Source organism: Enterococcus wangshanyuanii (assembly GCF_002197645.1).
Lineage (GTDB): Bacteria > Bacillota > Bacilli > Lactobacillales > Enterococcaceae > Enterococcus_L > Enterococcus_L wangshanyuanii.
Genome location: NZ_CP021874.1, coordinates 234949 through 260176 on the forward strand (window position 1 = coordinate 234949; position 25228 = coordinate 260176).

General features: G+C 38.6%; 27 protein-coding genes. 25 read left to right on the plus strand and 2 right to left on the minus strand.

What is annotated here, in order from left to right:
* Window positions 1-95: 95 nt before the first annotated feature.
* Window positions 96-854, minus strand: coding sequence for a MerR family transcriptional regulator (locus CC204_RS01115; RefSeq protein ID WP_088268424.1), 759 nt, complete (start codon window positions 852-854; stop codon window positions 96-98).
* Window positions 855-1017: 163 nt separating this feature from the next.
* Here CC204_RS01115 and CC204_RS01120 point away from each other — a divergent pair, with 163 nt between their 5' ends.
* From CC204_RS01120 to nadE, 4 genes are all read left to right on the plus strand, one after another.
* Window positions 1018-1374, plus strand: coding sequence for a DUF1827 family protein (locus CC204_RS01120; protein ID WP_088268425.1), 357 nt, complete (start codon window positions 1018-1020; stop codon window positions 1372-1374).
* A gap of 163 nt (window positions 1375-1537) precedes the next feature.
* Window positions 1538-1948 carry a GtrA family protein gene (locus CC204_RS01125; protein WP_088268426.1) on the plus strand — a complete coding sequence of 137 codons (411 nt, stop codon included), beginning with the start codon at window positions 1538-1540 and terminating at the stop codon, window positions 1946-1948.
* An 88-nt stretch (window positions 1949-2036) separates the two neighbouring features.
* A complete protein-coding gene (locus tag CC204_RS01130) occupies window positions 2037-3509 on the plus strand; it encodes a nicotinate phosphoribosyltransferase (RefSeq protein ID WP_088268427.1) in 1473 nt (490 codons plus the stop codon).
* A 16-nt stretch (window positions 3510-3525) separates the two neighbouring features.
* Window positions 3526-4353, plus strand: a complete 828-nt coding sequence (gene nadE / locus CC204_RS01135) for an ammonia-dependent NAD(+) synthetase (protein WP_088268428.1) — start codon at window positions 3526-3528, stop codon at window positions 4351-4353.
* A 268-nt stretch (window positions 4354-4621) separates the two neighbouring features.
* Here nadE and CC204_RS01140 read toward each other — a convergent pair whose 3' ends face one another.
* Window positions 4622-5119: a hypothetical protein gene (locus CC204_RS01140; protein ID WP_088268429.1), complete on the minus strand. Its 498-nt coding sequence runs from the start codon at window positions 5117-5119 to the stop codon at window positions 4622-4624.
* A gap of 265 nt (window positions 5120-5384) precedes the next feature.
* Here CC204_RS01140 and CC204_RS01145 point away from each other — a divergent pair, with 265 nt between their 5' ends.
* The 21 genes from CC204_RS01145 to CC204_RS01240 all read left to right on the plus strand — a co-directional run bounded on the left by CC204_RS01145 (window position 5385) and on the right by CC204_RS01240 (window position 25225).
* On the plus strand, window positions 5385-7853 hold the full coding sequence (locus CC204_RS01145; RefSeq protein WP_088268430.1) for a cation-translocating P-type ATPase: 2469 nt from the start codon (window positions 5385-5387) through the stop codon (window positions 7851-7853).
* A gap of 159 nt (window positions 7854-8012) precedes the next feature.
* A complete protein-coding gene (locus CC204_RS01150) occupies window positions 8013-9803 on the plus strand; it encodes a heavy metal translocating P-type ATPase (protein WP_088268431.1) in 1791 nt (596 codons plus the stop codon).
* 142 nt (window positions 9804-9945) lie between these two features.
* Window positions 9946-10218, plus strand: a complete 273-nt coding sequence (locus CC204_RS01155; RefSeq protein WP_088268432.1) for a (4Fe-4S)-binding protein — start codon at window positions 9946-9948, stop codon at window positions 10216-10218.
* Between the two features lie 2 nt (window positions 10219-10220).
* Window positions 10221-10496, plus strand: coding sequence for a GNAT family N-acetyltransferase (locus CC204_RS01160; protein ID WP_087639738.1), 276 nt, complete (start codon window positions 10221-10223; stop codon window positions 10494-10496).
* A gap of 189 nt (window positions 10497-10685) precedes the next feature.
* Window positions 10686-10922 (plus strand): preprotein translocase subunit SecG, encoded by a 237-nt coding sequence (gene secG / locus CC204_RS01165; protein WP_087639739.1) that lies wholly within the window; start codon window positions 10686-10688, stop codon window positions 10920-10922.
* Between the two features lie 134 nt (window positions 10923-11056).
* On the plus strand, window positions 11057-11821 hold the full coding sequence (locus tag CC204_RS01170) for an alpha/beta hydrolase (RefSeq protein ID WP_088268433.1): 765 nt from the start codon (window positions 11057-11059) through the stop codon (window positions 11819-11821).
* On the plus strand, window positions 11818-14178 hold the full coding sequence (gene rnr / locus CC204_RS01175) for a ribonuclease R (protein WP_088268434.1): 2361 nt from the start codon (window positions 11818-11820) through the stop codon (window positions 14176-14178). The genes CC204_RS01170 and rnr overlap by 4 nt, the downstream gene beginning before the upstream one ends.
* 17 nt (window positions 14179-14195) lie before the next feature.
* Window positions 14196-14660, plus strand: coding sequence for an SsrA-binding protein SmpB (smpB, locus tag CC204_RS01180; protein ID WP_088268435.1), 465 nt, complete (start codon window positions 14196-14198; stop codon window positions 14658-14660).
* Window positions 14661-14998: 338 nt separating this feature from the next.
* Window positions 14999-15715: a F0F1 ATP synthase subunit A gene (gene atpB, locus CC204_RS01185; RefSeq protein WP_069664116.1), complete on the plus strand. Its 717-nt coding sequence runs from the start codon at window positions 14999-15001 to the stop codon at window positions 15713-15715.
* A 34-nt stretch (window positions 15716-15749) separates the two neighbouring features.
* Complete coding sequence (gene atpE / locus CC204_RS01190; protein ID WP_086331600.1) at window positions 15750-15971, plus strand: F0F1 ATP synthase subunit C; 222 nt, start codon at window positions 15750-15752, stop codon at window positions 15969-15971.
* Window positions 15972-16095: 124 nt separating this feature from the next.
* Complete coding sequence (locus CC204_RS21685; protein WP_257790122.1) at window positions 16096-16224, plus strand: hypothetical protein; 129 nt, start codon at window positions 16096-16098, stop codon at window positions 16222-16224.
* Window positions 16225-16536: 312 nt separating this feature from the next.
* Window positions 16537-17064, plus strand: coding sequence for a F0F1 ATP synthase subunit B (gene atpF / locus CC204_RS01195; RefSeq protein WP_088268436.1), 528 nt, complete (start codon window positions 16537-16539; stop codon window positions 17062-17064).
* Entirely contained in the window at window positions 17051-17593 is a 543-nt protein-coding gene (gene atpH, locus CC204_RS01200; protein ID WP_088268437.1) for an ATP synthase F1 subunit delta, read from the plus strand. Before atpF ends, atpH begins: the two co-directional genes overlap by 14 nt.
* Window positions 17594-17621: 28 nt before the next feature.
* Window positions 17622-19178, plus strand: coding sequence for a F0F1 ATP synthase subunit alpha (gene atpA / locus CC204_RS01205; RefSeq protein ID WP_088268438.1), 1557 nt, complete (start codon window positions 17622-17624; stop codon window positions 19176-19178).
* Between the two features lie 15 nt (window positions 19179-19193).
* Window positions 19194-20111 carry a F0F1 ATP synthase subunit gamma gene (locus CC204_RS01210; RefSeq protein WP_088268439.1) on the plus strand — a complete coding sequence of 306 codons (918 nt, stop codon included), beginning with the start codon at window positions 19194-19196 and terminating at the stop codon, window positions 20109-20111.
* 281 nt (window positions 20112-20392) lie between these two features.
* The gene (gene atpD / locus CC204_RS01215) at window positions 20393-21799 is read left to right on the plus strand and encodes a F0F1 ATP synthase subunit beta (protein ID WP_087639747.1); all 1407 of its coding nucleotides are present in this window, start codon (window positions 20393-20395) and stop codon (window positions 21797-21799) included.
* A 15-nt stretch (window positions 21800-21814) separates the two neighbouring features.
* Entirely contained in the window at window positions 21815-22234 is a 420-nt protein-coding gene (locus CC204_RS01220) for a F0F1 ATP synthase subunit epsilon (RefSeq protein ID WP_087639748.1), read from the plus strand.
* A gap of 630 nt (window positions 22235-22864) precedes the next feature.
* The gene (locus CC204_RS01225) at window positions 22865-23101 is read left to right on the plus strand and encodes a DUF1146 family protein (RefSeq protein ID WP_088268440.1); all 237 of its coding nucleotides are present in this window, start codon (window positions 22865-22867) and stop codon (window positions 23099-23101) included.
* 105 nt (window positions 23102-23206) lie between these two features.
* Window positions 23207-24505 (plus strand): UDP-N-acetylglucosamine 1-carboxyvinyltransferase, encoded by a 1299-nt coding sequence (gene murA, locus CC204_RS01230; RefSeq protein ID WP_088268441.1) that lies wholly within the window; start codon window positions 23207-23209, stop codon window positions 24503-24505.
* 14 nt (window positions 24506-24519) lie between these two features.
* Window positions 24520-24699, plus strand: coding sequence for a DNA-directed RNA polymerase subunit beta (locus CC204_RS01235; protein WP_087639751.1), 180 nt, complete (start codon window positions 24520-24522; stop codon window positions 24697-24699).
* 163 nt (window positions 24700-24862) lie between these two features.
* Window positions 24863-25225 carry a PTS glucitol/sorbitol transporter subunit IIA gene (locus CC204_RS01240; RefSeq protein ID WP_088268442.1) on the plus strand — a complete coding sequence of 121 codons (363 nt, stop codon included), beginning with the start codon at window positions 24863-24865 and terminating at the stop codon, window positions 25223-25225.
* Window positions 25226-25228 lie beyond the last annotated feature (3 nt).

The following is a 25228-nucleotide window of genomic DNA, read 5'->3' on the forward strand; positions in this document are numbered from 1 at the left end:
GAATGAGGTTGAAGCCTGACTAACCATGTCAGGTTTCAACCTCATTTTTTTAGTTAAGTTACTTTGGAGCTAATTTTCTATTTTTTTACTCAAATCTATTTTGTGAATTGCTGGATGATCTGATTCAATGTGTCGGCAGCTGTATCACCAACCCGATCATTGTAATAAGCAGCAAAACGTTCATCACCAACATACATTTGACCTAGTCCTTTGTGCATTTCAACAGAATAGTTAGGAGAAGTGATCATCAGCCATTCTCTGTGTTTTGAGAAGGCAGTTTTTGCTTCGTCAGATTGATAGTCTTTGGTTTCTATAACTATTTTCAAAGCAGCAAACAGTTCTTTTTCAATACGCTCCATTTTTTCAACATCTGCTTCGCTTAAATTTAGCCACTGCTTATTTGAAGCTTCTACCGTTTCTTCTCCGTATTTTTCACGGATTTCTTGTCCATATCGTTCTTCATTTTCTTGTAATTTTTGTTGTTTAAAGCCAATAAATTTTTCTTTATCAGTCATGTCTATCTCTCCTTTTTGATAGTGGATCGTTTTTTCTACAGTCAGGATCAGATGATCGATCATCGTGCGTTTTTCTAAAAGTTGCTCATAGTGTTGCTGTAATGCTTTTTGAGGATCATAATCAGGTTCATTTAGCAACTTTTGGATATCCTCAAGCTTCATCTCTAGTGAGCGGTAAAAAAGAATCTGCTGAAGACGATCGATTTCTTTTGTGCCATATATACGATAACCGGAAGAATTGATGCGCGCAGGTTTCAATAAGTCGATTTCGTCATAATAGCGTAGTGTTCGTGTGCTGATTCCGGATAATTCAGCCACTTTTTTGATTGTATATTCCATCTTTTTCCCTCCTGTGTAACTAAGCATAAACCTTTACTTAACGTGAAGGTCAAGTCTTTTATTTACATTATCATATAAAATCTCTGATTTACAAATAGACTGAGAAAGAGTAAAATTTATGTAAGGTTAATCAGACAACGATGGTTGAAAAGGAGCTGTAGATATGAAATTAATCGAAACACCAATGAATAAAAATTTGAATTTAGAATATTTTTATCCAAATATAACAAAATTTGTATTTGGTTCTAAAGCAATAAAGTTCTTTAAATTATATGCACTGGACCGAACACAGATCGTTTATGCGGATGCCTATGATAAAATCGACATCATCATGATCAATACGAAGAAAAAAATTGCAAAAGCGGAAGTTGATTTTGTGATCAAGAGACTTTTGAATGCGACGAGAGAGGATGTCGAAGTACATATCGGCGTAAAAAATAAAATGACAGAAGCGGGTTATTCTTTCAGTGCACCTAGAAAGGATATCATTGTGATCCAAAAATCAGTTTCTGCTGAGTAAATGAAATCGAGAGCACCAAAAAGGGGATGACAAATGCTACCCGTTTTGGTGCTTTTACTTTATTCGCTAACGAAAAATCAGCTTACCACTTAAAATAGAAAAGCAGTAGGCTTTCGTTGTCATTTTTGTTAAAATAGAAGCACAATGAAAGGAAGAGTGAAAATTGAAAGAGCTATTTCATAAATATAAAGAAGTCATTTCTTATTTAGTTTTTGGTGTGGCAACAACGATTGTCAATATTGCCGTATTTTTTATCTGTAAAGATCTGTTTGGTATTGATTATAAAATCAGCAATACAATTGGCTGGTTTTTATCTGTCTTGTTTGCTTTTTTTACAAACAAGTATTTTGTTTTTGCCAGTCAGCATGTTAATTTGGGGGCATTTTTTAAAGAAATGCTGCTATTTTACTGGTATCGTATTTTATCGTTTGTGATTGATATGGCTTTGATGGTATTGATGATCGAGTGGCTGCATATCTCTGATTTTTGGGCTAAAATGGTCACGCAAGTTGTCGTGATCGTATTAAATTATTTCTTTAGCAAGTTTTTGATTTTTAATAAAAAAGCTTCTTAGGAAGTAAAACGAGTTTTTGGTTGAAACAATGAAGTTTTGTTATAATAAAGGATAGTGTTTTATAAAAAGTAAAGGATGGCATAGTGAAATGAAACGAGTTTATAAAGATGATAGTTTAACGTTACATACAGATTTATATCAAATCAATATGATGCAAACATATTGGGAGTTAGGACGTGCAGATATCCATTCTGTTTTTGAATGCTATTTTCGAGAAATGCCGTTTAATCATGGCTATGCTATATTTGCCGGATTGGAGCGACTAGTCGATTATTTAGAGAATCTTACATTTTCTGACACAGATATTGCGTATCTTAGAGAAGTGGAGGAATATCCTGAAGATTTCCTAACTTACTTAAAAGAATTTGAATTTAAATGTACTGTTCGTTCTGCCTTGGAAGGCGATCTAGTGTTCAATAATGAACCATTGATCCAGGTTGAAGGCCCCTTAGCTCAGTGCCAGTTGATCGAGACAGCTTTACTAAATATGGTCAACTTCCAAACCTTGATCGCTACAAAAGCGGCTCGAATCAAGTCCGTGATCGGTGAAGATCCGTTGATGGAATTTGGCACACGCAGAGCTCAAGAGTTGGATGCGGCTATTTGGGGAACACGTGCGGCATTTATCGGCGGGGCAGATGCTACGAGCAATGTGCGCGCAGGCAAAATTTTTGGTATCCCTGTGAGTGGAACACATGCACATTCACTTGTTCAGTCTTATGGTAATGATTACGATGCCTTCACAGCTTACGCTCAAACGCACAAAGATTGTGTCTTTTTAGTCGATACGTATGATACTTTAAAATCTGGCGTGCCAAGTGCGATTCGTGTAGCAAAAGAGATGGGCGATAAAATCAATTTCCTTGGTGTTCGTTTAGACAGCGGAGATATGGCCTACATCTCTAAACGCGTACGTGAACAGTTAGATGAAGCAGGTTTCACTGAGGCAAAAATTTATGCATCAAACGATCTGGACGAAAATACGATCTTGAGTTTAAAAATGCAAAAAGCTAAGATCGATGTTTGGGGTGTTGGAACCAAGCTGATCACAGCGTACGACCAGCCTGCATTAGGAGCGGTGTTCAAATTAGTGTCGATCGAAGATAAAGACGGCAAGATGAAAGACACGATCAAGCTTTCAAGCAATGCAGAAAAGGTAACTACACCAGGGAAAAAACAAGTGTGGCGGATTACACGTAAATCAGATAAAAAATCTGAAGGCGACTATGTCACTTTATGGGACGAAGATCCGCGCGAACAGGAAGAAATTTACATGTTCCATCCAGTGCATACATTTATCAACAAGACAGTTAGAAATTTTGAAGCAAGAGCAGTCTTGCAGGATATTTTTGTTGAAGGAAAAAGAGTGTATGAATTACCGACATTAGAAGAAATCAAACACTATGCTAAAGAGAATCTTGATTCATTATGGGAAGAATACAAACGAGATCTTAATCCGCAAAAATATCCAGTAGATCTATCGACAGAATGCTGGAATCATAAAATGCGTCTACTTGAAAAAGTCCGTGTTGATGTAAAGGCACTGACAGAAAATAAATAAATTGGAGGAATATTTTATGGATTCTTTGCAAAAAGCGATCATCGAAGAATTAGGAGCTAAAGCTCAAATCGATCCTCAAGAAGAAATTCGTAAGAGTATCGATTTTATGAAAAGCTATCTATATAAGTACCCATTTTTAAAAACGCTAGTGTTAGGAATCAGTGGTGGTCAAGACTCCAGCTTAGCCGGAAGATTGGCACAGCTCACAATGGAAGAAATGCGCATAGAAACCAAAGATGATTCTTATCAATTTATTGCTGTTCGTTTACCTTATGGCGAACAGGCAGATGAAGCAGACGCTAAAAAGGCATTGGATTTTATCAAACCAGATATTTCTTTGCGAGTAGATATCAAACCGGCAATCGATGCGAGCGTGGCTTCACTGAATGACACGGGGATTTCAATAAGCGATTTCAACAAAGGGAATATGAAAGCCCGTCAACGGATGATCGTACAATATGCCATTGCAGGTGAAAAATCAGGCGCTGTAATAGGAACAGATCATGCTGCGGAAAATATTACTGGTTTTTACACGAAATATGGCGACGGTGGAGCAGATATCTTACCATTGTTCCGCTTGAACAAGCGACAAGGGAAAGCCCTATTAAAAGAATTAGGTGCGCCATCAGAACTGTATTTAAAAATCCCAACTGCAGATTTAGAAGATGATAAGCCGTTAGTAGCAGATGAAGTCGCTTTAGGTGTGACTTACGATGACATCGATGACTATGTGGAAGGCAAAGAGGTTTCTGAAAAAGCAAAAGAGACGATAGAGAATTGGTATAAAAAGACGCAACACAAACGCCATATGCCAATTACGATTTTTGATGATTTTTGGAAATAATAGTGCATTGTAGTTTGTTTCGTGTTTGGTGCGAATCATAAGTGCACATGAAATCACTGAGAGATTCGCACCAAAAAATTGAGATAAATTGGCTATAATTGCTCTTGTTCTCATGGAAATTTAATGTGAGAGGAGAATTTAAGGTGAATACTAGCAGATAGGTAATGTATTTCTGCTTTATTCACAGTCTAGCTCTGTTTAGAGCTAAAAGAAATACGTTTAACATTCGACTCATGAATTGTTAAACGTATTTATCTTATATTTATTTCTATGCCCCAGCTTCCCAAACATCAACAGTTTTGCTGATTGTAGAAGGCAAAACATATTTTTCTTGAGTACCGGGCATGCTATTATACGTATATTTGAATGTTACTTGAAAATCATTGAATTTATCAAAATTAAAAGTCCCATTTGTATTCAAGACTTCGTTTTCTGAAATATCAACAAAAGAACTCTTCGCTTTATCATAGACTTTGAAAGAAACTTCTAGGTTAGAGTAATCAACCTCATTTCCCTTTCGATCTTTCACACTTTTAACGAGATCTTTAGGTTTAAGTGTAGAAAGCCATTTGCCATTTTCGTGACTTCTACTATGGGACACTTCAGAGTATATTTCAATAGATGCTTGATCAACTGTCTCATACTGCAATTCACCATTCTCACCAACTATTATCCAACCGTAAGCGTAAGCATACAGACCACCTAAACTACTAATTCCTGCTAATAACGTAATACCACACAACAAAATAACCATTTTCTTTTTCATAATTTTTTTGTCTCCTTTTCTATTCGATTTTAATTATATCACAATAAATATGTTTTTTTATATAAAAAATATATAATAATTAGATTTATATGTATTAGTAGTTTGCTGGAGTACTTTTAAACATGTATTATTGGTTTGAGCAAGAGCCATTCTTGTTCAATTGATTAAAAAAAGTGTAAACTTAAAGCTATAACCAGTAATTATGATAAAAGTATTCTACAATTAATTGAGTATAAACATCAGAGGAAAGTGAATTGGGTGGACTATGAGAAATTTGTTCAAGAAAAAAAGAGATATCGATAACGAAACGTTTTTTTCATCAGAAGAAAAACAACAAGGAGTAAGTACTGAAGATATACGAATTCCGGAGACGGTCAAAGGACTATCTGACCAAGAAGTCGAAGCACTCTATGCTGAGGGAAAATACAATAAGGAAACAGAAGATCTATCCAGAACAACGAAACAGATCATTTTGGATAATTCATTGACATTATTTAATTTCATCAATTTGTTTCTAGCAATCGCTGTTTTTGCTGTAGGATATCCTAAAAATGCGCTTTTTTTCTGGATCATCATCATCAATACGGCAATCGGTGTTTTTCAGGAAATTCATGCGAAACGAACGATCGACAAGCTATCGATCGTCAATAAAACAGAGGTTTTGACTTTAAGACAAGGACAATTAAAAAAGATTTTTCAAGATGACATTGTTTTAGGCGATGTTCTCGTTTTGACATTGGGCAATCAAGTGCCATCTGACGGCATCGTTCTTCATGGAGATGGTATGGAAGTTGATGAATCGCTTTTAACGGGAGAGTCTGATAAGATCCTGAAAGGGAATGGAGACAAAATCATGAGCGGGAGCTTTATCACTTCTGGGTTAGGTTTTGTCAAAATCACAGCTGTAGGCGAAGACAATTTTGTTTCCAAGCTGTCTAAAGAAGCAAAAACAGAAAAAAAATCAACATCAGAGCTTATGAACTCCTTAAATCTTTTGATTAAAGGGCTGACTTTTGCAATCGTGCCTATTGGAGTATTGCTATTTTGGTCTCAATATCAGTCCACACACTCTTTCCCTAAAACAGTTTTAGGGGTATCGGGTGCGTTGATCAGTATGATTCCAGAAGGATTGATGCTTTTAACCAGTGTGGCGTTTGCCGTAGGTGCAGCTAATTTAGCACGGAAGCAAACGCTGATACAACGCCTAGCGTGTATCGAAACACTAGCACGCGTGGATACAATTTGTTTGGACAAAACGGGGACAATTACCGATGGAACATTAACATTCAAGGAGCTGATCCCATTAGCTGGTTTTCCTGCTAGTGAAATCGAGCGCGCGATGAGTGAAATGATGGCTGGTCTATCCGATCAAAATGCAACGGCAAAAGTGCTGAGAAAAAGATTTCCACAGCAACAAGCAGAATGGGCAGTAAAAAAGGTCATGCCATTTTCTTCTGATCGGAAGTGGAGTGGGATTACATTTAATGAAAAAGGGACCTTTGTAATGGGCGCTCCTGAATTTATTTATTCGGAACTGCCGAATGAGCTTCGTGAAAGGCTTGCACCTTACAATGAGCAAGGGGATCGAGTGTTGATTTTGATTCATTCTGATGCAGAGTTAACGGGGCCGATTTTACCAAATGAAAAAGAAACGGTAGCCATTTTTATTATTGCGGATACGTTACGGGAAAATGCAGCAGATACTTTCTCTTATTTTGCGAAACAGGATGTTACTCTGAAGGTTATTTCTGGGGACAATCCAATCACAGTCTCTCAAATTGCCAAGCAAGCTGGAATTGCCGGAGCGGAACACTTTGTTGATATGAGTAAAGTATCTGATTCTGAAAATTTTAATGAGCTGGTTGAAAAAACAACAGTTTTTGGTCGAGTAACACCGTATCAAAAAAGGGAATTGATTCAGGCTTTAAAAGAAAATGGTCATACGACGTGTATGACAGGTGATGGTGTAAACGATATTCTTTCTTTAAGAGAAGCAGATGTTAGTGTAGCAATGGCTAGCGGAAGCGATGCGGCTAGAGCTGTGTCAGATGTCGTGTTACTAAATTCAGATTTTAGTTCCATGATCCAAGTATTGAATGAAGGTCGTCGTGTGATCAATAATATTGAACGTGTGGCATCGATGTATATGGTCAAAACGATTTATTCTGCCATTCTTGCAGTGACGTTTATTTTCTTATTATTGCCGTATCCATTTGCTCCGTTACAGTTAACACCGATCAATACACTAACTGTTGGAATTCCGTCCTTTATTTTAGCGTTAGAACCAAACTATCAACGGATCAAAGGGCATTTTTTAACTAACATTCTTAGAATTTCCGTGCCGGGAGCGCTGACAGTTGTTTTTAATATTTTGATTTTGCAATTGGCAGGGATTTGGTTTGGTTTGCCTCATCAGGATGTTTCTACGATGTGTGTTCTGTTAACGGGATGTGTTGGCTTCCAGGTTCTTTTCAGAGCGGCGCGGCCTTTAGATTTGAAAAAGAAAATCATGATTGGACTGTTGATTGCAGCATTCTTAGTTTGTTTCTTGATTTTCGGAGAATTTTTCATGCTGACCTCCTTATTTACAAAAAACGTATTCTTTTACTTACCGCTTGTTTTAGGTAGCCGTTCGATCTTTAATTATATTTCATTGGTGATGACCCGAGTGGTTTATGAAGTAGAGAAGAGAAAAGAAAACAGAAAAATAAAAAAGAAAAAACGTGTGATTTAAACTGAAAATAGTCTGGACGAGTCGAATGTCCAGACTATTTTTGTCTCTGATTCTAATAAAGAATGACAATCATTTTCATTTAAGACCTTTGGTTTTGTTCTCTCATCCTTTGAGGGTATCCTTGATTAAAAGAGATCTTTTGGGAAAGGCGTGCGTACAATGAAACATTTGACTAAACTACTCATTACGGTCAGCACCGGAATACTGGCTTTATTATTTGAATTTATTTTTCATCAACCTTTATTTGCATTTGGCATTATTTTGATCACAGGTTCTATGATGGCATGTTCAATGCTGATGGAAATGATCCGCACACTAAAGTCCGGGCGTTATGGAGTAGATATACTAGCTATCACAGCAATCGTCGCTACGTTAGCTGTCGGTGAATATTGGGCCAGCTTGATGATTCTGATCATGTTGACCGGTGGAGATTCCTTAGAAGATTATGCAGCGAAGCGGGCGAATAAAGAATTGAAGTCCTTGCTGGATCATTCTCCTCAAATAGCCCATCGTCTGCTTAATGATTCTTTATCCGATATACGTGTTGAACAGATTGAAATTGGTGATCAGCTAGTCGTAAAACCAGGAGAAATCATTCCAGTTGATGGGAAAATCTTAAGTGGAGAGTCTGCAGTGGATGAGGCTTCTTTGACGGGGGAGTCACGCCCGGTAAATAAAAGCCTCGGGGATTCTGTAATGTCCGGTTCTATCAATGGAGAAAGCTCTTTGACGATTCAGGCGGAAAAGACCGCTGCAGATAGTCAATACCAAATGATCGTGAAATTGGTGAAAGAATCTCAAACGCAACCTGCGCATTTTGTTCGGATGGCCGATCGTTACGCAGTGCCGTTTACCATTGCTGCTTACGTGATTGCCGGAGCTGCCTGGTTTTTTTCAAAGGATCCAACTAGATTTGCAGAAGTGCTGGTTGTTGCCTCACCATGTCCGTTGATTTTAGTTGCTCCGATTGCTTTAGTAGCCGGGATGAACCGTTCTAGCAGAAATGGAATCGTCATAAAAACGGGAACCTCTATAGAAAAAATAGCTGATGCAAAGACAGTCGCCTTTGATAAAACAGGAACGATCACTAAAGGAGAACTTTCTGTCGCGCAAGTTGTTGCTTTAAGTTCTACTGCCGAGGATGAATTACTTGTTTTAGCAGCAAGTGCTGAACAAGAATCAAGTCATATTTTAGCACGATCGCTTGTTAAGTATGCATCAAAGAATCACAGCTTGAAAAAAGTTTCAAGTCTTGAGGAAACAACGGGTGCTGGTGTTAAGGCTGTTATTGAAGGAAACACGATTCTTGTGGGGAAGCCGTCTTTTGTAACAAATGATATAATAGAGGATATCCCCGAGCAAACGGCCGTCTACGTTTCTAAGGATGACCACTATTTAGGGTATATTACCTTTACTGATAGTGTTAGACCAGAAGCTAAGCAAACGATGAGCCAACTTCGAAAGCTTCAAATCAGTCATTTATTGATGTTGACTGGAGATCATCAGAAAATTGCCGAAGAGATCGCGTCAGAAGTCGGCATTACAGAAGTTCACTCAGAGTGTTTACCGCAAGATAAAATTGAGGTACTGAAAAGACTACCAGAATCCAGCCGCCCGGTGATCATGGTAGGTGATGGTGTCAATGATGCACCTTCATTAGCCGTAGCGGATATCGGAATCGCTATGGGAGCTCATGGGTCAAGTGCTGCAAGTGAGACAGCGGATGCGGTTATTTTAAAAGATGATTTAGAAAAGGTCAGTAAGGCTGTTAAAATATCAAAAGATACAATGAAAATTGCAAAGCAATCTGTATTGATCGGTATTGCTATTTGTACAATTTTGATGCTGATTGCTAGTACTGGTGTGATTCCAGCCTTATTTGGGGCAGTATTGCAGGAAGTGGTAGATACGGTGTCGATACTTTCCTCATTAAGAGCGAGAAATGATTGAGTTAGGAATGATTAGTTGCCTTGCACGTTTTAAGTTGTTAAAATATAGCTATAGATAAAGCGTGTTATCTAATTTCAGTAACAAGACTTGAATAGACTGTTATCAAATGTCAGTAGTGCTTGTTAGATGAGGAGGAACAAAGATGAACGGTAGTAAGATCGATGGAAAAAAGGTAACAGAAGAAATGCTTTTAGATAAGGGGTATCGTAAATACTCGGGAGAAAAACTAGATATTTACTATAGTAAGGATATTTGTGCTCACATTGGTAATTGTGTTCGCGGCAATCCCGATGTTTTTGAAGTAGGTCGTCGTCCTTGGATCATTGCTGATAACGGCGGCGTAGAAGATGATATTCAGGTAATCAATACTTGCCCAAGTGGTGCATTAAAGTATATTCGAAAGGATGGAAAATAAGGATGGAAATCAAAGAAGAAACAGGACGTTTTGCTTTATATAATGATGAAAACCAAGAAATTGGCGAAATGACTTGGTCGGATGCCGGTACTGAAATGATGATCATTGACCACACATTTGTCGATCCAGCATATAGAGGTCAAAAGCTGGCTGAAAAACTGGTATATCAAGGAGTAGAAAAGGCACGCCGTGAAGGGAAGAAAATTATTCCCTTATGTCCATTTGCAAAAAAAGAATTTGATACAAAGCCGGAATATAAAGATGTCTTAAGAGCGTAATAAAAAATAAGAGTTCTTCTGATGTTTAGGATTCATCAAGATTAAAAGTTTAGGATGCAACTCACTGAGTGGTCTCCTAGATTTTTTTCCGACAAAAAGACAGAGCATTTTTCAATTTTAACTAGTATTTAAAAAAGAATTATGCTAAAGTATAATAGATGTATTTTGTGAATAAGGGAGAATTAAACTATGTATAATTTTATTTTAACACTTGTGGTCATTTTGTCAGTAGTGATGGTCATTGCTGTAATGATGCAACCAAGCAAACAAAATAGCGCAGCAAGTGCCTTTACAGGTGGAGCAGATAAACTTTTCGGCAAACAAAAAGCTCGTGGTTTTGAAGCTGTGATGCAAAGAGCGACAGCAGTGATTGGCGCTGTTTGGATGTTACTATTATTTGTCTTAGTATTATTATCATCAAAGTAAGACCTTTGAAGTCCCTCATTTACTGAGGGACTTTTTTATATCCTTAAAAAGCAAAGGAAAAAAGTCAGAGACCTTTCTTTTCATAAGGTTTTCAGTCGATAATGTGCTAAAATGAGGATGAGGTGAATCAGAGAATGAAAATAACAAATCTACCTAAACCATTATTTACCGAAAATGGTCCTCGTGCAGTTCTTCTATTGCACGCATATTCAGGAAGCAGCAATGACATGCGCATGCTTAGTCGTTATTTAGAAAAAGAAAATTACACGGTGTACTCACCGAATTTTTCAGGTCATGCAACGTTTGATCCTGAAAATATTTTGGAAAAAACAACAGCAGATTGGCAGCAGGACACAATAAATGCTCTTCAATTTTTAAAAGAAAAAGGCTATTCGCAAATCGCTGTTTTTGGCCTTTCAATGGGCGGGATTTTTGCGACAGCTGCATTAGCTGATCGATCAGAAGGTATCATCGGCGGAGGCTTTTTCTGCTCACCAATTTTTCCTGTCAAAAACAATGTACCTGAAAATTTCGCTTTGTATGCAGAGCAAGTGCTAAAAGTTGCCGGTGTTCCAGAAGATGAGCGCATCGACCGCTTAACCAACATCAAGGCTGACTCTCACGAACAGTTAGCAGATATTGAACAGTTTTCCACTAAAACAGCTGAAAAATTGAATCAAGTACAGGTGCCATTTTTTATGGCTCAAGCTGGTAATGATGAAATGATCGATGCGACAGGCGTCTATCAAAGCGCTAAAGCACTCACACAAACACGATTTACATTAAACTGGTACCCAAACGGTGGACATGCTGTAACGGTTGGGCCAGAACATAAACAATTAGAACAAGACGTGGCAGCATTTTTAAACACATTGTCTTGGAATGAGGAGAACGAATGACAAAACAAACAATCAAGGAGAAAATCCTGTTTTTCATGGAAAATCATAGCAAGAAAAGCTTTTCTATGGAAGAAATTGCGGAGGGACTTAAGCTACAAAAAAGTGCAGATTTTAAGCTGCTGGTTCAAACAGTCGCAGCAATGGAACGGGAAAAATCCGTAGAATTTACCAAAAAAGGCAAAATCAAGTTGCCGCAAAAGGATGTAACAGTCGAAGGTGTTTTTCGTGCGAATGAACGCGGCTTTGGTTTTGTGACGATCGATCCGGAAGAAGCAGATGTCTATATTCCGAAAGAAGCAGTCAATTTTGCAATGGATGGGGACATTGTAGCGATCGATATTGTTCAAGCAGCTGATCCATTTTCTGATCGCGGAGCAGAAGGCAAAATCGTCGAAATCAGAACAAGAGCAATCACTCAAGTTGTAGGCGAATTTATCGCTTATGATGAGAAGGAAGTCAGCGAAACGGATCTCTATGGCTATGCAATTCCAAAGGATAAAAAGATGACAGGGCTAACCTTTAATGTTGCGGCCCAAGGCATCAAACCTGTTGATGGCAGCATCGTGATCGTTGAAGTGACGCACTATCCTGAGAAAGAGTATCCAAGAAGCTTGGAAGGATTGGTCAAAAAAGTCGTTGGCCATAAAAATGATCCAGGCATGGATATTTTATCGATCGTTGTTGCTCATGGAATTCCGACAAGCTTTCCAGATACCGTTATTGATGAAGCTGACAAAGTACCAGATGCTATTTCGGAAGAAGATATCAAAGGCCGCAGAGATTTACGTGATCAAATGATCGTGACGATCGATGGAGAAGATGCTAAAGATTTAGATGATGCGGTAACGGTTCGTAAATTAGAGAATGGCAACTATTTCTTAGGTGTGCATATCGCTGATGTTTCTTACTACGTGACGGAAGGTAGCGAATTGGATATTGAAGCGTATGAGCGCGGTACAAGTGTTTATTTGACAGATCGTGTAGTACCGATGATTCCTCAACGATTATCCAATGGGATTTGTTCGTTGAATCCCCATGTTCCTCGTCTAACGATGAGTTGTGAAATGGAGATCACGCCTGAAGGTCATGTAGTCAAACATGATATTTTTCAAAGTGTGATCCAAACGACAGAGCGCATGACCTATACATCAGTCAATGAGATTTTAGAGGAACAAAATCCTGAAACAATGGAGCGCTACAAAGAGTTAGTTCCTATGTTTAAGGAAATGGGTGAACTTCACCAAATACTTGAACAAATGCGGGAGACACGAGGAGCGATTTCATTTGAAGATCGTGAAGCTAAGGTATTGGTTGACGGGCAAGGTCATCCACAAGACATCTTATTGCGAACACGTGGTGTTGGTGAACGTTTGATCGAGTCCTTCATGCTGGCTGCTAATGAAACAGTGGCGAAGCACTACCATGATCTTAAATTACCATTCATTTATCGGATCCATGAACAGCCGAAAGAAGAAAAGATGCAACGATTCTTCGATTTTGCAGCAGTCTTAGGAATTTTAGTTAAGGGAACAAAAACAGATATCACACCAAAGGATCTTCAAAGAGTATTAGAGCAAGTGGCTGATAAACCTGAAGAAGCAGTCATCAATACAATGCTGTTGCGCAGTATGCAGCAAGCGCGTTACTCTGAGGATAATTATGGACACTATGGTCTAGCCGCCGAATATTATACGCATTTTACGTCACCGATCAGACGATATCCAGATTTGATCGTTCATCGTTTGATCCGCAGTTATGAAGGAAATGTTTCTGAAAAACTAAAAGAAAAATGGGAACAACATTTACCTGATATCGCAGACCATAGTTCAAAGATGGAGCGACGTGCAGTTGAAGCGGAACGCGAAGTCGATGCAATGAAGAAAGCCGAGTTTATGGCTGATAAGATCGGTGAAGAATATGTCGGTGTAATCAGTTCTGTCACTCGTTTTGGTCTTTTTGTAGAATTGCCGAATACGATCGAAGGATTGATCCATGTCAACAATTTGAAGCAGGATTATTTCCATTATATCGAGAATCATATGGCTCTTGTGGGTGAACGTACGGGTATGACACTGAAAATCGGTCAAAAAGTCAAAGTCAAAGTCGATAAGGCTGATCCCGAAACAAGGGAAATCGATTTTGAGTTCTTAGAAGCGGAAGAAGTTGAACGAATTGAAGCGCCGAAGCAACAAAAACGTCAAGATGGACGTAAACGACGTGATGATCGTAAAAATCGGGAACGCGGTCGTGACAAGAAGCCGTTTACTCAAAAGAAAAACAAGAAAAAAGGTAAAAAGCCTTTCTATAAAGAAGTTGCCAAGAAAAAAGGCAAAGGGAAGAAACCGAAGAAAAAATAGAAATTGGAGGTACAGCTATGCCAAAAGGAGAAGGCAAATTGATTGCCCAAAATCGAAAAGCTAGGCATGACTATACTGTTGTTGATACAATGGAAGCAGGAATGGTTTTACAAGGAACAGAAATCAAGTCGATTCGTAATAGCCGTATCAATTTAAAAGATGGGTTTGTACGTATCAGAAACGGCGAAGCCTACCTACTCAATGTACACATCAGTCCGTATGAGCAGGGAAATATTTTTAATCATGATCCTTTGCGCACTAGAAAACTGTTATTGCATAAAAAGCAAATCGCAAAATTAATGACGGAAACGAAAAACACAGGAATCACAATTATTCCTTTAAAAGTTTACATTCGAAACGGCTATGCGAAAGTCTTGATCGGGCTGGCTAAAGGGAAAAAACAATATGACAAACGAGAAGACTTGAAACGCAAAGAAATCAATCGCGAAATCGATCGTACATTAAAAAATAATTTGCGATAAATGATTAAATTTTTTGTTGTTTTTTGATGAAAAAAGTGCTTTTAAGTGGTTATTTTATTCTTTTTCGCATATTTCATTTCTTTGCTTTATCTTATGCGAAAAATTTGATAGAGTGTAAGGGCACTGATGAGTTTTCATCGTTTTTTCAGTAACTCGTCTTCATGCCGTCAGATACCATTAAGACCCTATTCTTTTAATCTTTTGTCAGATCAAAAGATGTGTCTTATTTTCATAGATTTTTTTTGATATTATTCATCGATGGTGGTATGATACGTGTGATTAAAACGAGAAGCACTTGATGCTTCTTACAAGGTTTGTTGGAAAAGAGGTGAAATAAGTTGGAAGAGAAGACACTACTCTTCAAAATTGGGCCGATTTGGTTTGATGGCACCATTTGTTTAATGGTACTGTTGACATGTGTCATTGTCTTTGGGATCGTTTATTTCTGTACAAGAAATCTTCAAATGAAACCAAAAGGCAAGCAAAATGTGATTGAGTATCTCATTGATTTTGTTCGGGGGATCATTACCGACAATATGCCAAGTAAAGAAGTATCGAATTTTCACCTACTTTCATTTACAATGTTTATGTTTGTCTTAGTTGCCAATATTATTGGCCTGGTGACAAAAGTTGTGATCGGTGATTATACGTATTGGAAGAGCCCAACGGCCGATCCATTAGTTACCTTGACACTAGCATTGATCATGATCGTATTGACGCATTTCTTTAGTGTGAGTCGATTTGGACTAAAAGGTTATTTTAAAAATAGCTTTTTAAGCCCGGTAGCATTTTTGATGCCGATCAAGATCATGGAAGAATTTACGAACTTACTAACATTGGCATTACGTCTATATGGTAATATTTTTGCCGGAGAAGTTTTACTGGGATTGATCGCAAGTATTGTTTCAAGCACAGGTCTGTGGGCAATTCCGCTAGCGATACCGTTAGAAATGATCTGGCTGGCATTCTCAATATTTATCGGAGCGATCCAAGCATTTATCTTTGTAACATTATCAATGGTTTACATGGCTCATAAAGTTGAAGTCGAAGAATAAATAATAAAAACAATCATTTTAGGAGGAAAACAACATGGATGGATTAAATTATATCGCAGCTGCAATCGCAGTTTTCGGAGCAGCAATCGGGGCAGCATATGGTAACGGAAAGGTTATCTCTAAAACACTTGAATCAATGACACGCCAACCAGAAATGGCTGGCCAATTAAGAACAACAATGTTTATCGGGGTAGCTTTGATCGAGGCGGTTCCAATTCTAGGTGTAGTTATTGCATTGTTATTAGTGTTCAAATAATTTCTTAGAAGGCAGGGCGCACAAAGTTTGAGAGAATGCGTGCTGCTTTCTTTGCTGCGAAACACAGCGATTGCTAAAAGCAGAGCTGATGTTGAGCAGTACTTGGCGAACGAAGGTGAGCGAAGTGACCAAACTAGGAAACACAGTGATTGCCAGAGGCAGAGCTGATGATGAGCAGTACTTGACGAACGAAGGTGAGCGAAGTGACCAAACTAGGAATCACTGTGGTTACCAAAGCCAGAGCGGATGTTAAGTAGCACCAACAGAAAACTCATCGTTAGCTATATCAATAAAAGAATAATTAACAGCAAATATTACAAGTGAATCAGTTACTAGAAACCATTGGCAGTTGGAATGAATGGCAAACAACGTTTGTTCATTAATCATAGTTAAAAAATTCTAAACCTTTTTAATTTGCCAAAAGTAAACAAGTAATAAATACTCACTAACAATAAATGATTCATCGATCATCGTAGACAAGTCGATCTATATGAGAAAATATGAATCAGTTTAAAGTAAAACACAATCACCACCGAGAATTGCAGAGAAAGGAAGTTGATACTTCATGCTAGATCATTTAGTTATCGGCGAAGCGACTCCAAGTACAACACTTGGAACCATGATCGTCGTAAGTGGCGCTTTCCTTATTTTGATGCTTCTGATCAAGAAGTTTGCCTGGGAAGCAATCAGCGAAATGTTGAAAAAACGTGAAGATAAAATTGCCAACGATTTAGATTCTGCAGAACAATCTCGACTAGCAGCAGCTAAGATGGAAGAAGAACGTCATGCAAAATTACTTTCTTCTAAATCTGAAGCAGCAGAAATCATCAAAGATGCGAAAGAGAGTGGAGATCAGAACCGCCAAAAAATCTTAACAGAAACGAATAATGAAGTGTCACGTTTAAGAGAAAAAGCACGTCAAGATATTTCTCAAGAACATGATGAAGCATTAGCTTCTGTAAAAGATGAAGTAGCGAGCCTATCTTTACAAATTGCAGAGAAAATTTTAAATAGAGAATTGACGCCAGATGCTCATGAAGCATTGATCGATTCTTATATTGAAGGCTTAGGTAAGTCAGATGAAGTTAGATAAATATACAGTAGGTAAACGTTACGGCAAAGCTTTGTTCGAGTTGGCAATTGAAAAGCAAGAAGCCGATGAAGTTTATCATGATTTACTAACGTTAAGAGAAATTTTCCATGAAGTTCCTGATTTAGGTGAGATTTTAAGCGATGCTCGTCTTGAACCTTATGAAAAAGATGAGATCATGAATCAGTTGATCCGCGGATTTGATGGGACGATGAAAAACTTTTTGTACGTGGTCTATAATTACTCGCGTATGAATGATCTGTTATTGATGATCGATGAGTATGAACGTAGATATGATGAGCATAAGAGTCTTTTACTTGGAACCGTATTAACGGCTGTTCCTTTATCAAAAGAACAACATCAACGGATGGAAGAAAAAGCTGCAGCACTTTTAGGCTACGAACAAGCAAATCTGATCAATCTGATCGAGCCGGCAATCATTGGCGGTGTCGTTATTGAAGCGAATCATAAAGTAATAGATGGCAGTATCCAAAAGCAACTAGAACGAATCCAAGAATTGTTAGTAAAATAACGTTCAGCACAATAAAGAGGTGAATTGAATGGCTATCAAAGCAGAAGAAATCAGTGCCTTGATTAAGGAACAAATCAAGAATTATCAACAAGAATTAGCAGTTGAAGAAGTTGGGACTGTCACATATGTCGGTGATGGGATTGCCCGTGCACACGGCTTAGAAAATGCGATGAGCGGAGAATTAGTTGAATTTTCTAATGGCTCATACGGAATGGCGCAAAACTTGGAAACAAATGATGTCGGTATCATTATTCTAGGCGATTTTGAAACCATTCGTGAAGGGGATAAAGTAACACGTACTGGAAAAATCATGGAAGTTCCTGTTGGAGAAGCTATGATCGGTCGTGTCGTTAATCCTTTAGGTCAACCAATCGATGGGTTGGGTGAAATCAAAACAGATAAAACACGTCCTGTTGAAGCAGCAGCGCCAGGCGTTATGCAAAGAAAATCAGTTAATGAGCCAATGCAGACAGGGCTAAAAGCGATCGATGCCCTTGTACCAATCGGCCGCGGTCAACGTGAGTTAGTCATTGGTGACCGTAAAACAGGGAAAACATCGATTGCGATCGATACGATCATCAACCAAAAGGGTCAAGATGTTATCTGTATCTATGTTGCGATCGGTCAAAAAGAATCTACCGTACGTAACCAAGTCGAAACCTTGAGAAAATTTGGTGCATTAGATTATACGATCGTTGTTACAGCAGGTGCTTCTCAACCAGCGCCATTATTGTATATCGCACCATATGCGGGAGCTGCTATGGGTGAAGAATTTATGTACAACGGCAAGCATGTGTTGATCATTTTTGATGATTTGTCTAAACAAGCGGTTGCTTACCGTGAACTTTCTTTACTGTTACGCCGTCCGCCAGGTCGGGAAGCTTATCCTGGGGATGTGTTCTATCTACATTCACGTTTGCTAGAACGTGCAGCTAAATTAAGTGATGAATTAGGCGGCGGTTCGATGACTGCATTACCGTTTGTAGAAACACAAGCGGGAGATATCTCTGCTTATATTCCGACAAACGTGATTTCGATCACAGATGGTCAAATCTTCTTAGAAAGCGATTTGTTCTATGCCGGGACTCGTCCAGCCGTAGATGCGGGTCTTTCCGTTTCACGTGTTGGTGGTTCAGCACAAATCAAAGCAATGAAAAAAGTTGCCGGAACACTTCGTTTAGATTTAGCTAGCTATCGTGAATTAGAGGCCTTTACTCAATTTGGTTCTGATTTAGATGCGGCGACACAAGCAAAATTAAACCGCGGTCGTCGAACAGTCGAAATCTTGAAACAAAAATTACATGCACCTTTAGCCGTGGAAAAACAAGTCGTGATTCTATACGCGTTGACTCGCGGATTTTTAGATAGTATCAGTGTTGCTAAAATCTTAGATTTTGAAGCAGAATTATTTGATTATTTAGATGGCAAACATCCAGAACTTTTTGAAACCATTCGAACAACCAAAGACCTTCCTGAGTCAAAAGATTTAGATGCTGCAATAAATGAATACAAAGAAATCTTCAACGCAGCCAATTCAGAAGGTTCAACGGCCAAAGATACCCTTGAATCTATTCAAAACGCATAAGAGAGGTGACAGGAAATGGGTGCTTCATTAAATGAAATCAAACAACGTATAGCTTCTACTAAGAAAACCAGTCAAATCACGAACGCGATGCAGATGGTTTCAGGGGCAAAGCTGACGAAATCAGAAGCAGCTTCTAGAAGCTTTCAAGAATATGCGTCCAAAATCCGTTCGATCGTTACTCATCTTGTTGCATCACAGTTGAATGATATTGATGATCTAGACAACTTTGATTCTGAAGATTCATCGGAGCTGAATTATCATGCGATGCTAAAAGCTCGTCCAGTGAAGAAGACTGGCTACATCGTTATCACCTCTGATAAAGGATTAGTCGGTGGTTACAATAGTTCGATCTTAAAACAAACGATGAAGATGATGAGTGATGATCACGACTCGCAAGAAGAATTTGTTTTGATCGCAATTGGCGGAACTGGAGCTGATTTTTTCAAGGCTCGCGGCATCAATGTTGCGTATGAATTGCGCGGACTAACTGATCAACCAACGTTTGATGAGGTCAGAAAAATCGTTTCAGCAGCAACATCAATGTATGAAAATGAAGTTTTTGATGAATTATATGTTTGTTATAATCACCACATCAATTCACTGACAAGTCAATTTCGCGTAGAAAAGATGCTGCCGATTTCAGATCTAGATCCGGAAGAAGCAACAACTTATGAGCAAGAATATATATTGGAACCTTCAAAAGAAGCGATCCTTGACAATTTATTGCCTCAGTATGCGGAAAGTTTGATTTATGGAGCTATTATCGATGCTAAAACTGCGGAACATGCTGCTGGTATGACTGCAATGAAAACGGCAACGGATAATGCTCAAAATATTATTAGTGATTTAACGATTTCATATAACCGGGCTCGACAAGGAGCAATCACTCAAGAAATCACAGAGATCGTGGCTGGTGCAGCAGCACTAGAATAAGTAGGATGAGACACTATCTCTATAAACGGTATAAAACTATCAGGCGCTTCGACAGTTTCACACAAGCTAAATAGCCAGAAAGCGGCTAGTTATCTTGCGTTCCAACTGCTTTCGCCAAAGCGATAGTTTTGTGACCTCTACAAACGGTATAAAACTATCAGGCGCTTCGACAGTTTCACACAAGCTAAATAGCCAAAAAAATGGCTAATTATCTTGTGTTCCAACTGCTCCCGCCTAAACGATAGTTTCATGACCTCTACAAACGAAACGGAGGAAAAGACATGAGTTCAGGAAAGATTGTTGAAGTTATTGGTCCCGTTGTTGACGTGGAATTTTCACTAGATCAATCCTTACCAGATATCAATAATGCATTAGTCGTATATAAAAACGGCGAACAAAAACAAAAAGTTGTATTAGAAGTTGCTTTGGAATTGGGCGATGGCGTTATCCGCTCGATCGCTATGGAATCAACAGATGGTCTACAACGTGGAATGGAAGTTATCGATACAGGTAAACCCATTTCAGTTCCCGTAGGAAAAGAAACATTAGGACGTGTGTTCAATGTTTTAGGTGACACCATCGATTTAGAAGCACCATTTCCTGAAGAAGCAGAACGAAGCGGCATTCATAAAAAAGCGCCTGCTTTTGATGAACTTAGTACAAGTAATGAAATTTTGGAAACAGGGATCAAAGTAATCGATTTATTGGCTCCTTATTTAAAAGGTGGTAAAGTCGGTCTTTTCGGTGGTGCTGGAGTAGGTAAAACGGTCTTGATCCAAGAATTGATTCACAATATTGCCCAAGAACATGGCGGTATTTCAGTATTTACGGGTGTAGGTGAACGAACTCGTGAAGGGAACGACCTTTATTTTGAAATGAAGGATTCCGGTGTTATTGAAAAAACCGCGATGGTGTTTGGACAAATGAACGAGCCGCCAGGTGCGCGGATGCGTGTAGCACTGACTGGTTTGACGATTGCTGAGTATTTCCGGGATGTGGAAGGACAAGATGTATTGTTGTTTATCGACAATATTTTCCGTTTCACACAAGCGGGTTCAGAAGTGTCTGCCTTGTTAGGCCGGATGCCGTCAGCTGTAGGATATCAACCAACACTAGCAACTGAAATGGGGCAACTGCAAGAGCGGATTACCTCAACTAAAAAAGGTTCAATTACATCTATCCAAGCGATTTATGTGCCAGCCGATGACTATACTGACCCGGCTCCAGCAACTGCGTTCGCTCATTTGGATGCAACAACCAACTTAGAACGTCGTTTGACTGAGCAAGGAATTTACCCTGCAGTTGATCCTTTAGCTTCTTCATCTAGTGCCTTAGCGCCAGAAGTTGTAGGAGAAGAGCATTATGCAGTTGCGACAGAAGTACAACATGTGCTGCAACGTTACCGTGAATTGCAAGATATCATCGCTATTTTAGGGATGGATGAACTATCAGATCAAGAAAAAATCTTGGTAGGGCGTGCACGCCGAATTCAATTTTTCTTATCACAAAACTTCAATGTAGCAGAACAGTTCACTGGTCAGCCAGGTTCTTATGTTCCCGTTGCTGAAACAGTTAGAGGATTTAGAGAAATTCTTGATGGAAAATATGATGATCTACCAGAAGAAGCATTCCGTAGCGTCGGCAAGATCGAAGACGTCATTGAAAAAGCGAAAACGTTGAATTACTAGAAGGAGGGAGCACAGATGGACTGTTTAACTGTAAATGTGGTTACTCCTAATGGTTTAGTTTATGATCACCGAGCAACGATCGTTGTGGCTAAAACGACGGATGGCGAGATCGGTATTTTGCCAAAACATGCGCCGATCATTGTTCCTCTAGCGATAGACGAGGTTCGTGTGAAAAGAACAGATTCCGACACTCACGTTGATTGGATCGCAGTCAATGGCGGTATCATGGAAGTTCGTGATGATGTTATCTCGATCATCGCAGATAGTGCGGAACGTGAACGAGACATTGACGTTAGCCGTGCTGAGCGAGCAAAACAGCGTGCTGAACGGATGATCCAAGAAGCGAAGGAAAATGCTAATACAGATGAGTTGCGTCGAGCAACAGTTGCTCTACATCGAGCAATCAATCGGATCAATGTATCTAAACATACGTAATAAGGTGGCTGGATTGAGACACTTACTCTAATGTATATTTTAGAGTGAGTCTCTCGATCCAGCATTTTTTTATAAAATTTATACATAAATTTTGAGGATAAAAAGTAATTAATTAAAAAATAAGAAACATTATTTTTTGTTTTTGCTGATTTGTGATAAACTGGTTTTATGTTACTTAGTTAGAGAGATACATATTATTAAAAAATAAAGTTAGTGATGAACATTTTTTGTGGGAAAAAGTTCGATATCTCTCGAGAAAGAGATAAAACCTGAGTGAGGTAAAAGCCCTCAGGCATGCTTTCCTATTTTCTGGTCGAGATTAAGCAGGTTCATTCCGCTTTTGTTGAGAATCACAACGAGAGTATTTGAGTTGATGATGAACAGTACAAGACTTTCGTAAGAAAGTGTTGATCATTTGCTGAGAAACACAACGAAAATGATTGAGTTGATGTTGAACAGTACAAGACTTTCACATGAAAGTGTTGATCATTTACGTTATCCAGCTGCATGAGCCAGTCTCTCGAGAAAAAGATAAAACCTGAATGAGGCCAAAAGCGCCTCAGTCATGTTTTCCTATTTTCTAGTCGAGACTAAGCGGGCTCATTCCGCTTTTAATTTAAGGAGTATATTATGCAATTTTATGGAATCGATGCGTTGATTCGGATCATTTGTCACATGCTGTTTATTTATGTAAGTTTTTGGGCGATGCAGTCTATTCGGATCGAGCAGTTTTTTAAGGCGCAATTAACGAATCAAGTGCGTTTGCTAATTGTGTTATTTTCAATTGTGATCGGTTATACAGTCAGTTCATTTTTCTTAGAATTTATTGCGCTATGCCGGAATTTATTCATTGTATTTTTCCAATAAAAATGAAGAATAAAAAGAAAAGGTACAATTTTTTATAAAATAGTGGTATAATAGAAAAGATTTTGGATCGAGACGTCCAATTCTAATTTTTTTGGGGGGAACAAAATGGAACAAATTATTGTTCATGGTGGTAACCAATTAAAAGGAACTGTGAAGATCGAAGGGGCTAAAAATGCAGTATTACCTATTTTAGCAGCGACCCTATTAGCAGAAGAAGGTACAACGACATTAAACAATGTACCGATTCTTTCTGATGTATTTACAATGAACCAAGTAATTAAACATTTAAATGTAGATATTGATTTCAATGAAGAATTAAACCAAGTTAAAATAGATGCGACTCAACCGTTAGGCATCGAAGCAAATTATGAATATGTTAGTCAAATGAGAGCATCGATCGTCGTTATGGGTCCATTATTGGCTCGTAATGGGCATGCGAAAGTAGCAATGCCTGGTGGCTGTGCCATCGGTAAACGTCCAATCGATTTACATTTGAAAGGTTTTCAAGCACTAGGTGCGACGATCATCCAGAAAAATGGATATATTGAAGCTATTGCGGAAGAACTAACAGGAAATACGATTTATTTAGATTTTCCAAGTGTTGGTGCAACACAAAACATCATGATGGCTGCTGTTAAAGCAAAAGGCACAACGATCATCGAAAACGTGGCTAGAGAACCTGAAATCGTTGATTTAGCGAATGTCCTTAATAAGATGGGCGCGAAAATCATTGGTGCTGGAACTGAAACGATGCGTATCGAAGGCGTTGAAAAACTTCATGCTGTTGAACATTCGATCGTCCAAGACCGTATTGAAGCAGGTACTTTCATGGTAGCTGCGGCAATGACTCAAGGCGATGTGCTGATTGAAGAAGCTATTCCAGAACACAATCGTCCTTTGATTTCTAAATTGACTGAAATGGGTGCTGTGATCCGTGAAGAAAGAGGCGGTTTACGAGTTGTTGGTCCTAAAGTGATCAAACCAACTGATGTTAAAACTTTACCTCATCCAGGTTTTCCAACAGATATGCAAGCACAAATGACTGCGATGCAAATGGTAGCAGATGGCTCAAGTGTGATCACTGAAACTGTCTTTGAAAATCGTTTCCAACATCTGGAAGAAATGCAACGTATGAACGCAGACGTAAAAATCGATGGAAATATTGCGATCATCAATGGAACACAGCATTTACAAGGCGCTGCTGTTGAAGCAACTGATTTACGTGCAGCTGCTGCATTGATTTTAGTTGGTTTACGTGCAGAAGGTATTACTCGTGTTTCTCATTTGGAGTATCTGGACCGTGGCTATTATAAATTCCATGAAAAACTTCAAAAGCTTGGAGCAAAAGTGGAACGTGTCAATGACGAAAAAGTTGTTGAAAAAAATCTAACTGCAATTCGTTAAAAGGGGAAAAAGATATGAGTTCGACACGCTATATTATAGTGACTTTGTTGAAAGTCCTAGTCGTGATTTCTTTAGTGATCATTCTATTTGTTGCCGGTACGATGATCGGTTACGGTGTGATCGGCGGAGGAAATCCAAAAGATGTGTTCAAAGAAGAGATTTGGGCTCATATTCTAGACTTTTTTAAATCTTGATACTGAATCATCACAGACAGCTTATTTGTTTGTGGTGATTTTTTGATTACAAGTAAAAGTTATAGCGAAGAATAGAAATCTATTTTAATTCAAAATAGTGATGGAGAAAAAATGTTCTATGTTATAATTAAAAGTGAATAATGATTGAAGGAGCGATTATGTGATGAAAGCTGTAGTTACCGAAATTGGTGCAAAAGCATTAGATGAGAAAGAACCGATGATCATTCTGTTTGGTGAAAGTGCCACAGAAGGACTGAAGGAATACTCCGTGATTCAAAAATTCCAGGATGTACAATCATTGAAACTGAAACAAGGAGACCTGCTAAAAATTGACGAACAGGAGTACACCATTCGTTATGTAGGTTCGTTTGCAAATAGTAATTTGAATAGCATCGCCCATGTTACGTTAGTTTTCGTAGATGTTCCTGAGGAAGATCCGATCGTTAATGGTCTATATCTTTCTCCAACAATACTTCCGAAGATTCAGATCGGGACAACAATTGAATATGTCTCTTCAGGAGTGTGATTG

Excerpts from the sequence above, each read along its gene's own strand:
- CC204_RS01115 (WP_088268424.1), bottom strand. The coding sequence starts at position 854 with ATGGAATATACAATCAAAAAAGTGGCTGAATTATCCGGAATCAGCACA.
- CC204_RS01120 (WP_088268425.1), top strand. The coding sequence starts at position 1,018 with ATGAAATTAATCGAAACACCAATGAATAAAAATTTGAATTTAGAATAT.
- CC204_RS01130 (WP_088268427.1), top strand. The coding sequence starts at position 2,037 with ATGAAACGAGTTTATAAAGATGATAGTTTAACGTTACATACAGATTTA.
- nadE (WP_088268428.1), top strand. The coding sequence starts at position 3,526 with ATGGATTCTTTGCAAAAAGCGATCATCGAAGAATTAGGAGCTAAAGCT.
- CC204_RS01140 (WP_088268429.1), bottom strand. The coding sequence starts at position 5,119 with ATGAAAAAGAAAATGGTTATTTTGTTGTGTGGTATTACGTTATTAGCA.
- CC204_RS01145 (WP_088268430.1), top strand. The coding sequence starts at position 5,385 with ATGAGAAATTTGTTCAAGAAAAAAAGAGATATCGATAACGAAACGTTT.
- CC204_RS01150 (WP_088268431.1), top strand. The coding sequence starts at position 8,013 with ATGAAACATTTGACTAAACTACTCATTACGGTCAGCACCGGAATACTG.
- CC204_RS01155 (WP_088268432.1), top strand. The coding sequence starts at position 9,946 with ATGAACGGTAGTAAGATCGATGGAAAAAAGGTAACAGAAGAAATGCTT.
- CC204_RS01160 (WP_087639738.1), top strand. The coding sequence starts at position 10,221 with ATGGAAATCAAAGAAGAAACAGGACGTTTTGCTTTATATAATGATGAA.
- secG (WP_087639739.1), top strand. The coding sequence starts at position 10,686 with ATGTATAATTTTATTTTAACACTTGTGGTCATTTTGTCAGTAGTGATG.
- CC204_RS01170 (WP_088268433.1), top strand. The coding sequence starts at position 11,057 with ATGAAAATAACAAATCTACCTAAACCATTATTTACCGAAAATGGTCCT.
- rnr (WP_088268434.1), top strand. The coding sequence starts at position 11,818 with ATGACAAAACAAACAATCAAGGAGAAAATCCTGTTTTTCATGGAAAAT.
- smpB (WP_088268435.1), top strand. The coding sequence starts at position 14,196 with ATGCCAAAAGGAGAAGGCAAATTGATTGCCCAAAATCGAAAAGCTAGG.
- atpE (WP_086331600.1), top strand. The coding sequence starts at position 15,750 with ATGGATGGATTAAATTATATCGCAGCTGCAATCGCAGTTTTCGGAGCA.
- atpF (WP_088268436.1), top strand. The coding sequence starts at position 16,537 with ATGCTAGATCATTTAGTTATCGGCGAAGCGACTCCAAGTACAACACTT.
- atpH (WP_088268437.1), top strand. The coding sequence starts at position 17,051 with ATGAAGTTAGATAAATATACAGTAGGTAAACGTTACGGCAAAGCTTTG.
- atpA (WP_088268438.1), top strand. The coding sequence starts at position 17,622 with ATGGCTATCAAAGCAGAAGAAATCAGTGCCTTGATTAAGGAACAAATC.
- CC204_RS01210 (WP_088268439.1), top strand. The coding sequence starts at position 19,194 with ATGGGTGCTTCATTAAATGAAATCAAACAACGTATAGCTTCTACTAAG.
- atpD (WP_087639747.1), top strand. The coding sequence starts at position 20,393 with ATGAGTTCAGGAAAGATTGTTGAAGTTATTGGTCCCGTTGTTGACGTG.
- CC204_RS01220 (WP_087639748.1), top strand. The coding sequence starts at position 21,815 with ATGGACTGTTTAACTGTAAATGTGGTTACTCCTAATGGTTTAGTTTAT.
- CC204_RS01225 (WP_088268440.1), top strand. The coding sequence starts at position 22,865 with ATGCAATTTTATGGAATCGATGCGTTGATTCGGATCATTTGTCACATG.
- murA (WP_088268441.1), top strand. The coding sequence starts at position 23,207 with ATGGAACAAATTATTGTTCATGGTGGTAACCAATTAAAAGGAACTGTG.
- CC204_RS01235 (WP_087639751.1), top strand. The coding sequence starts at position 24,520 with ATGAGTTCGACACGCTATATTATAGTGACTTTGTTGAAAGTCCTAGTC.
- CC204_RS01240 (WP_088268442.1), top strand. The coding sequence starts at position 24,863 with ATGAAAGCTGTAGTTACCGAAATTGGTGCAAAAGCATTAGATGAGAAA.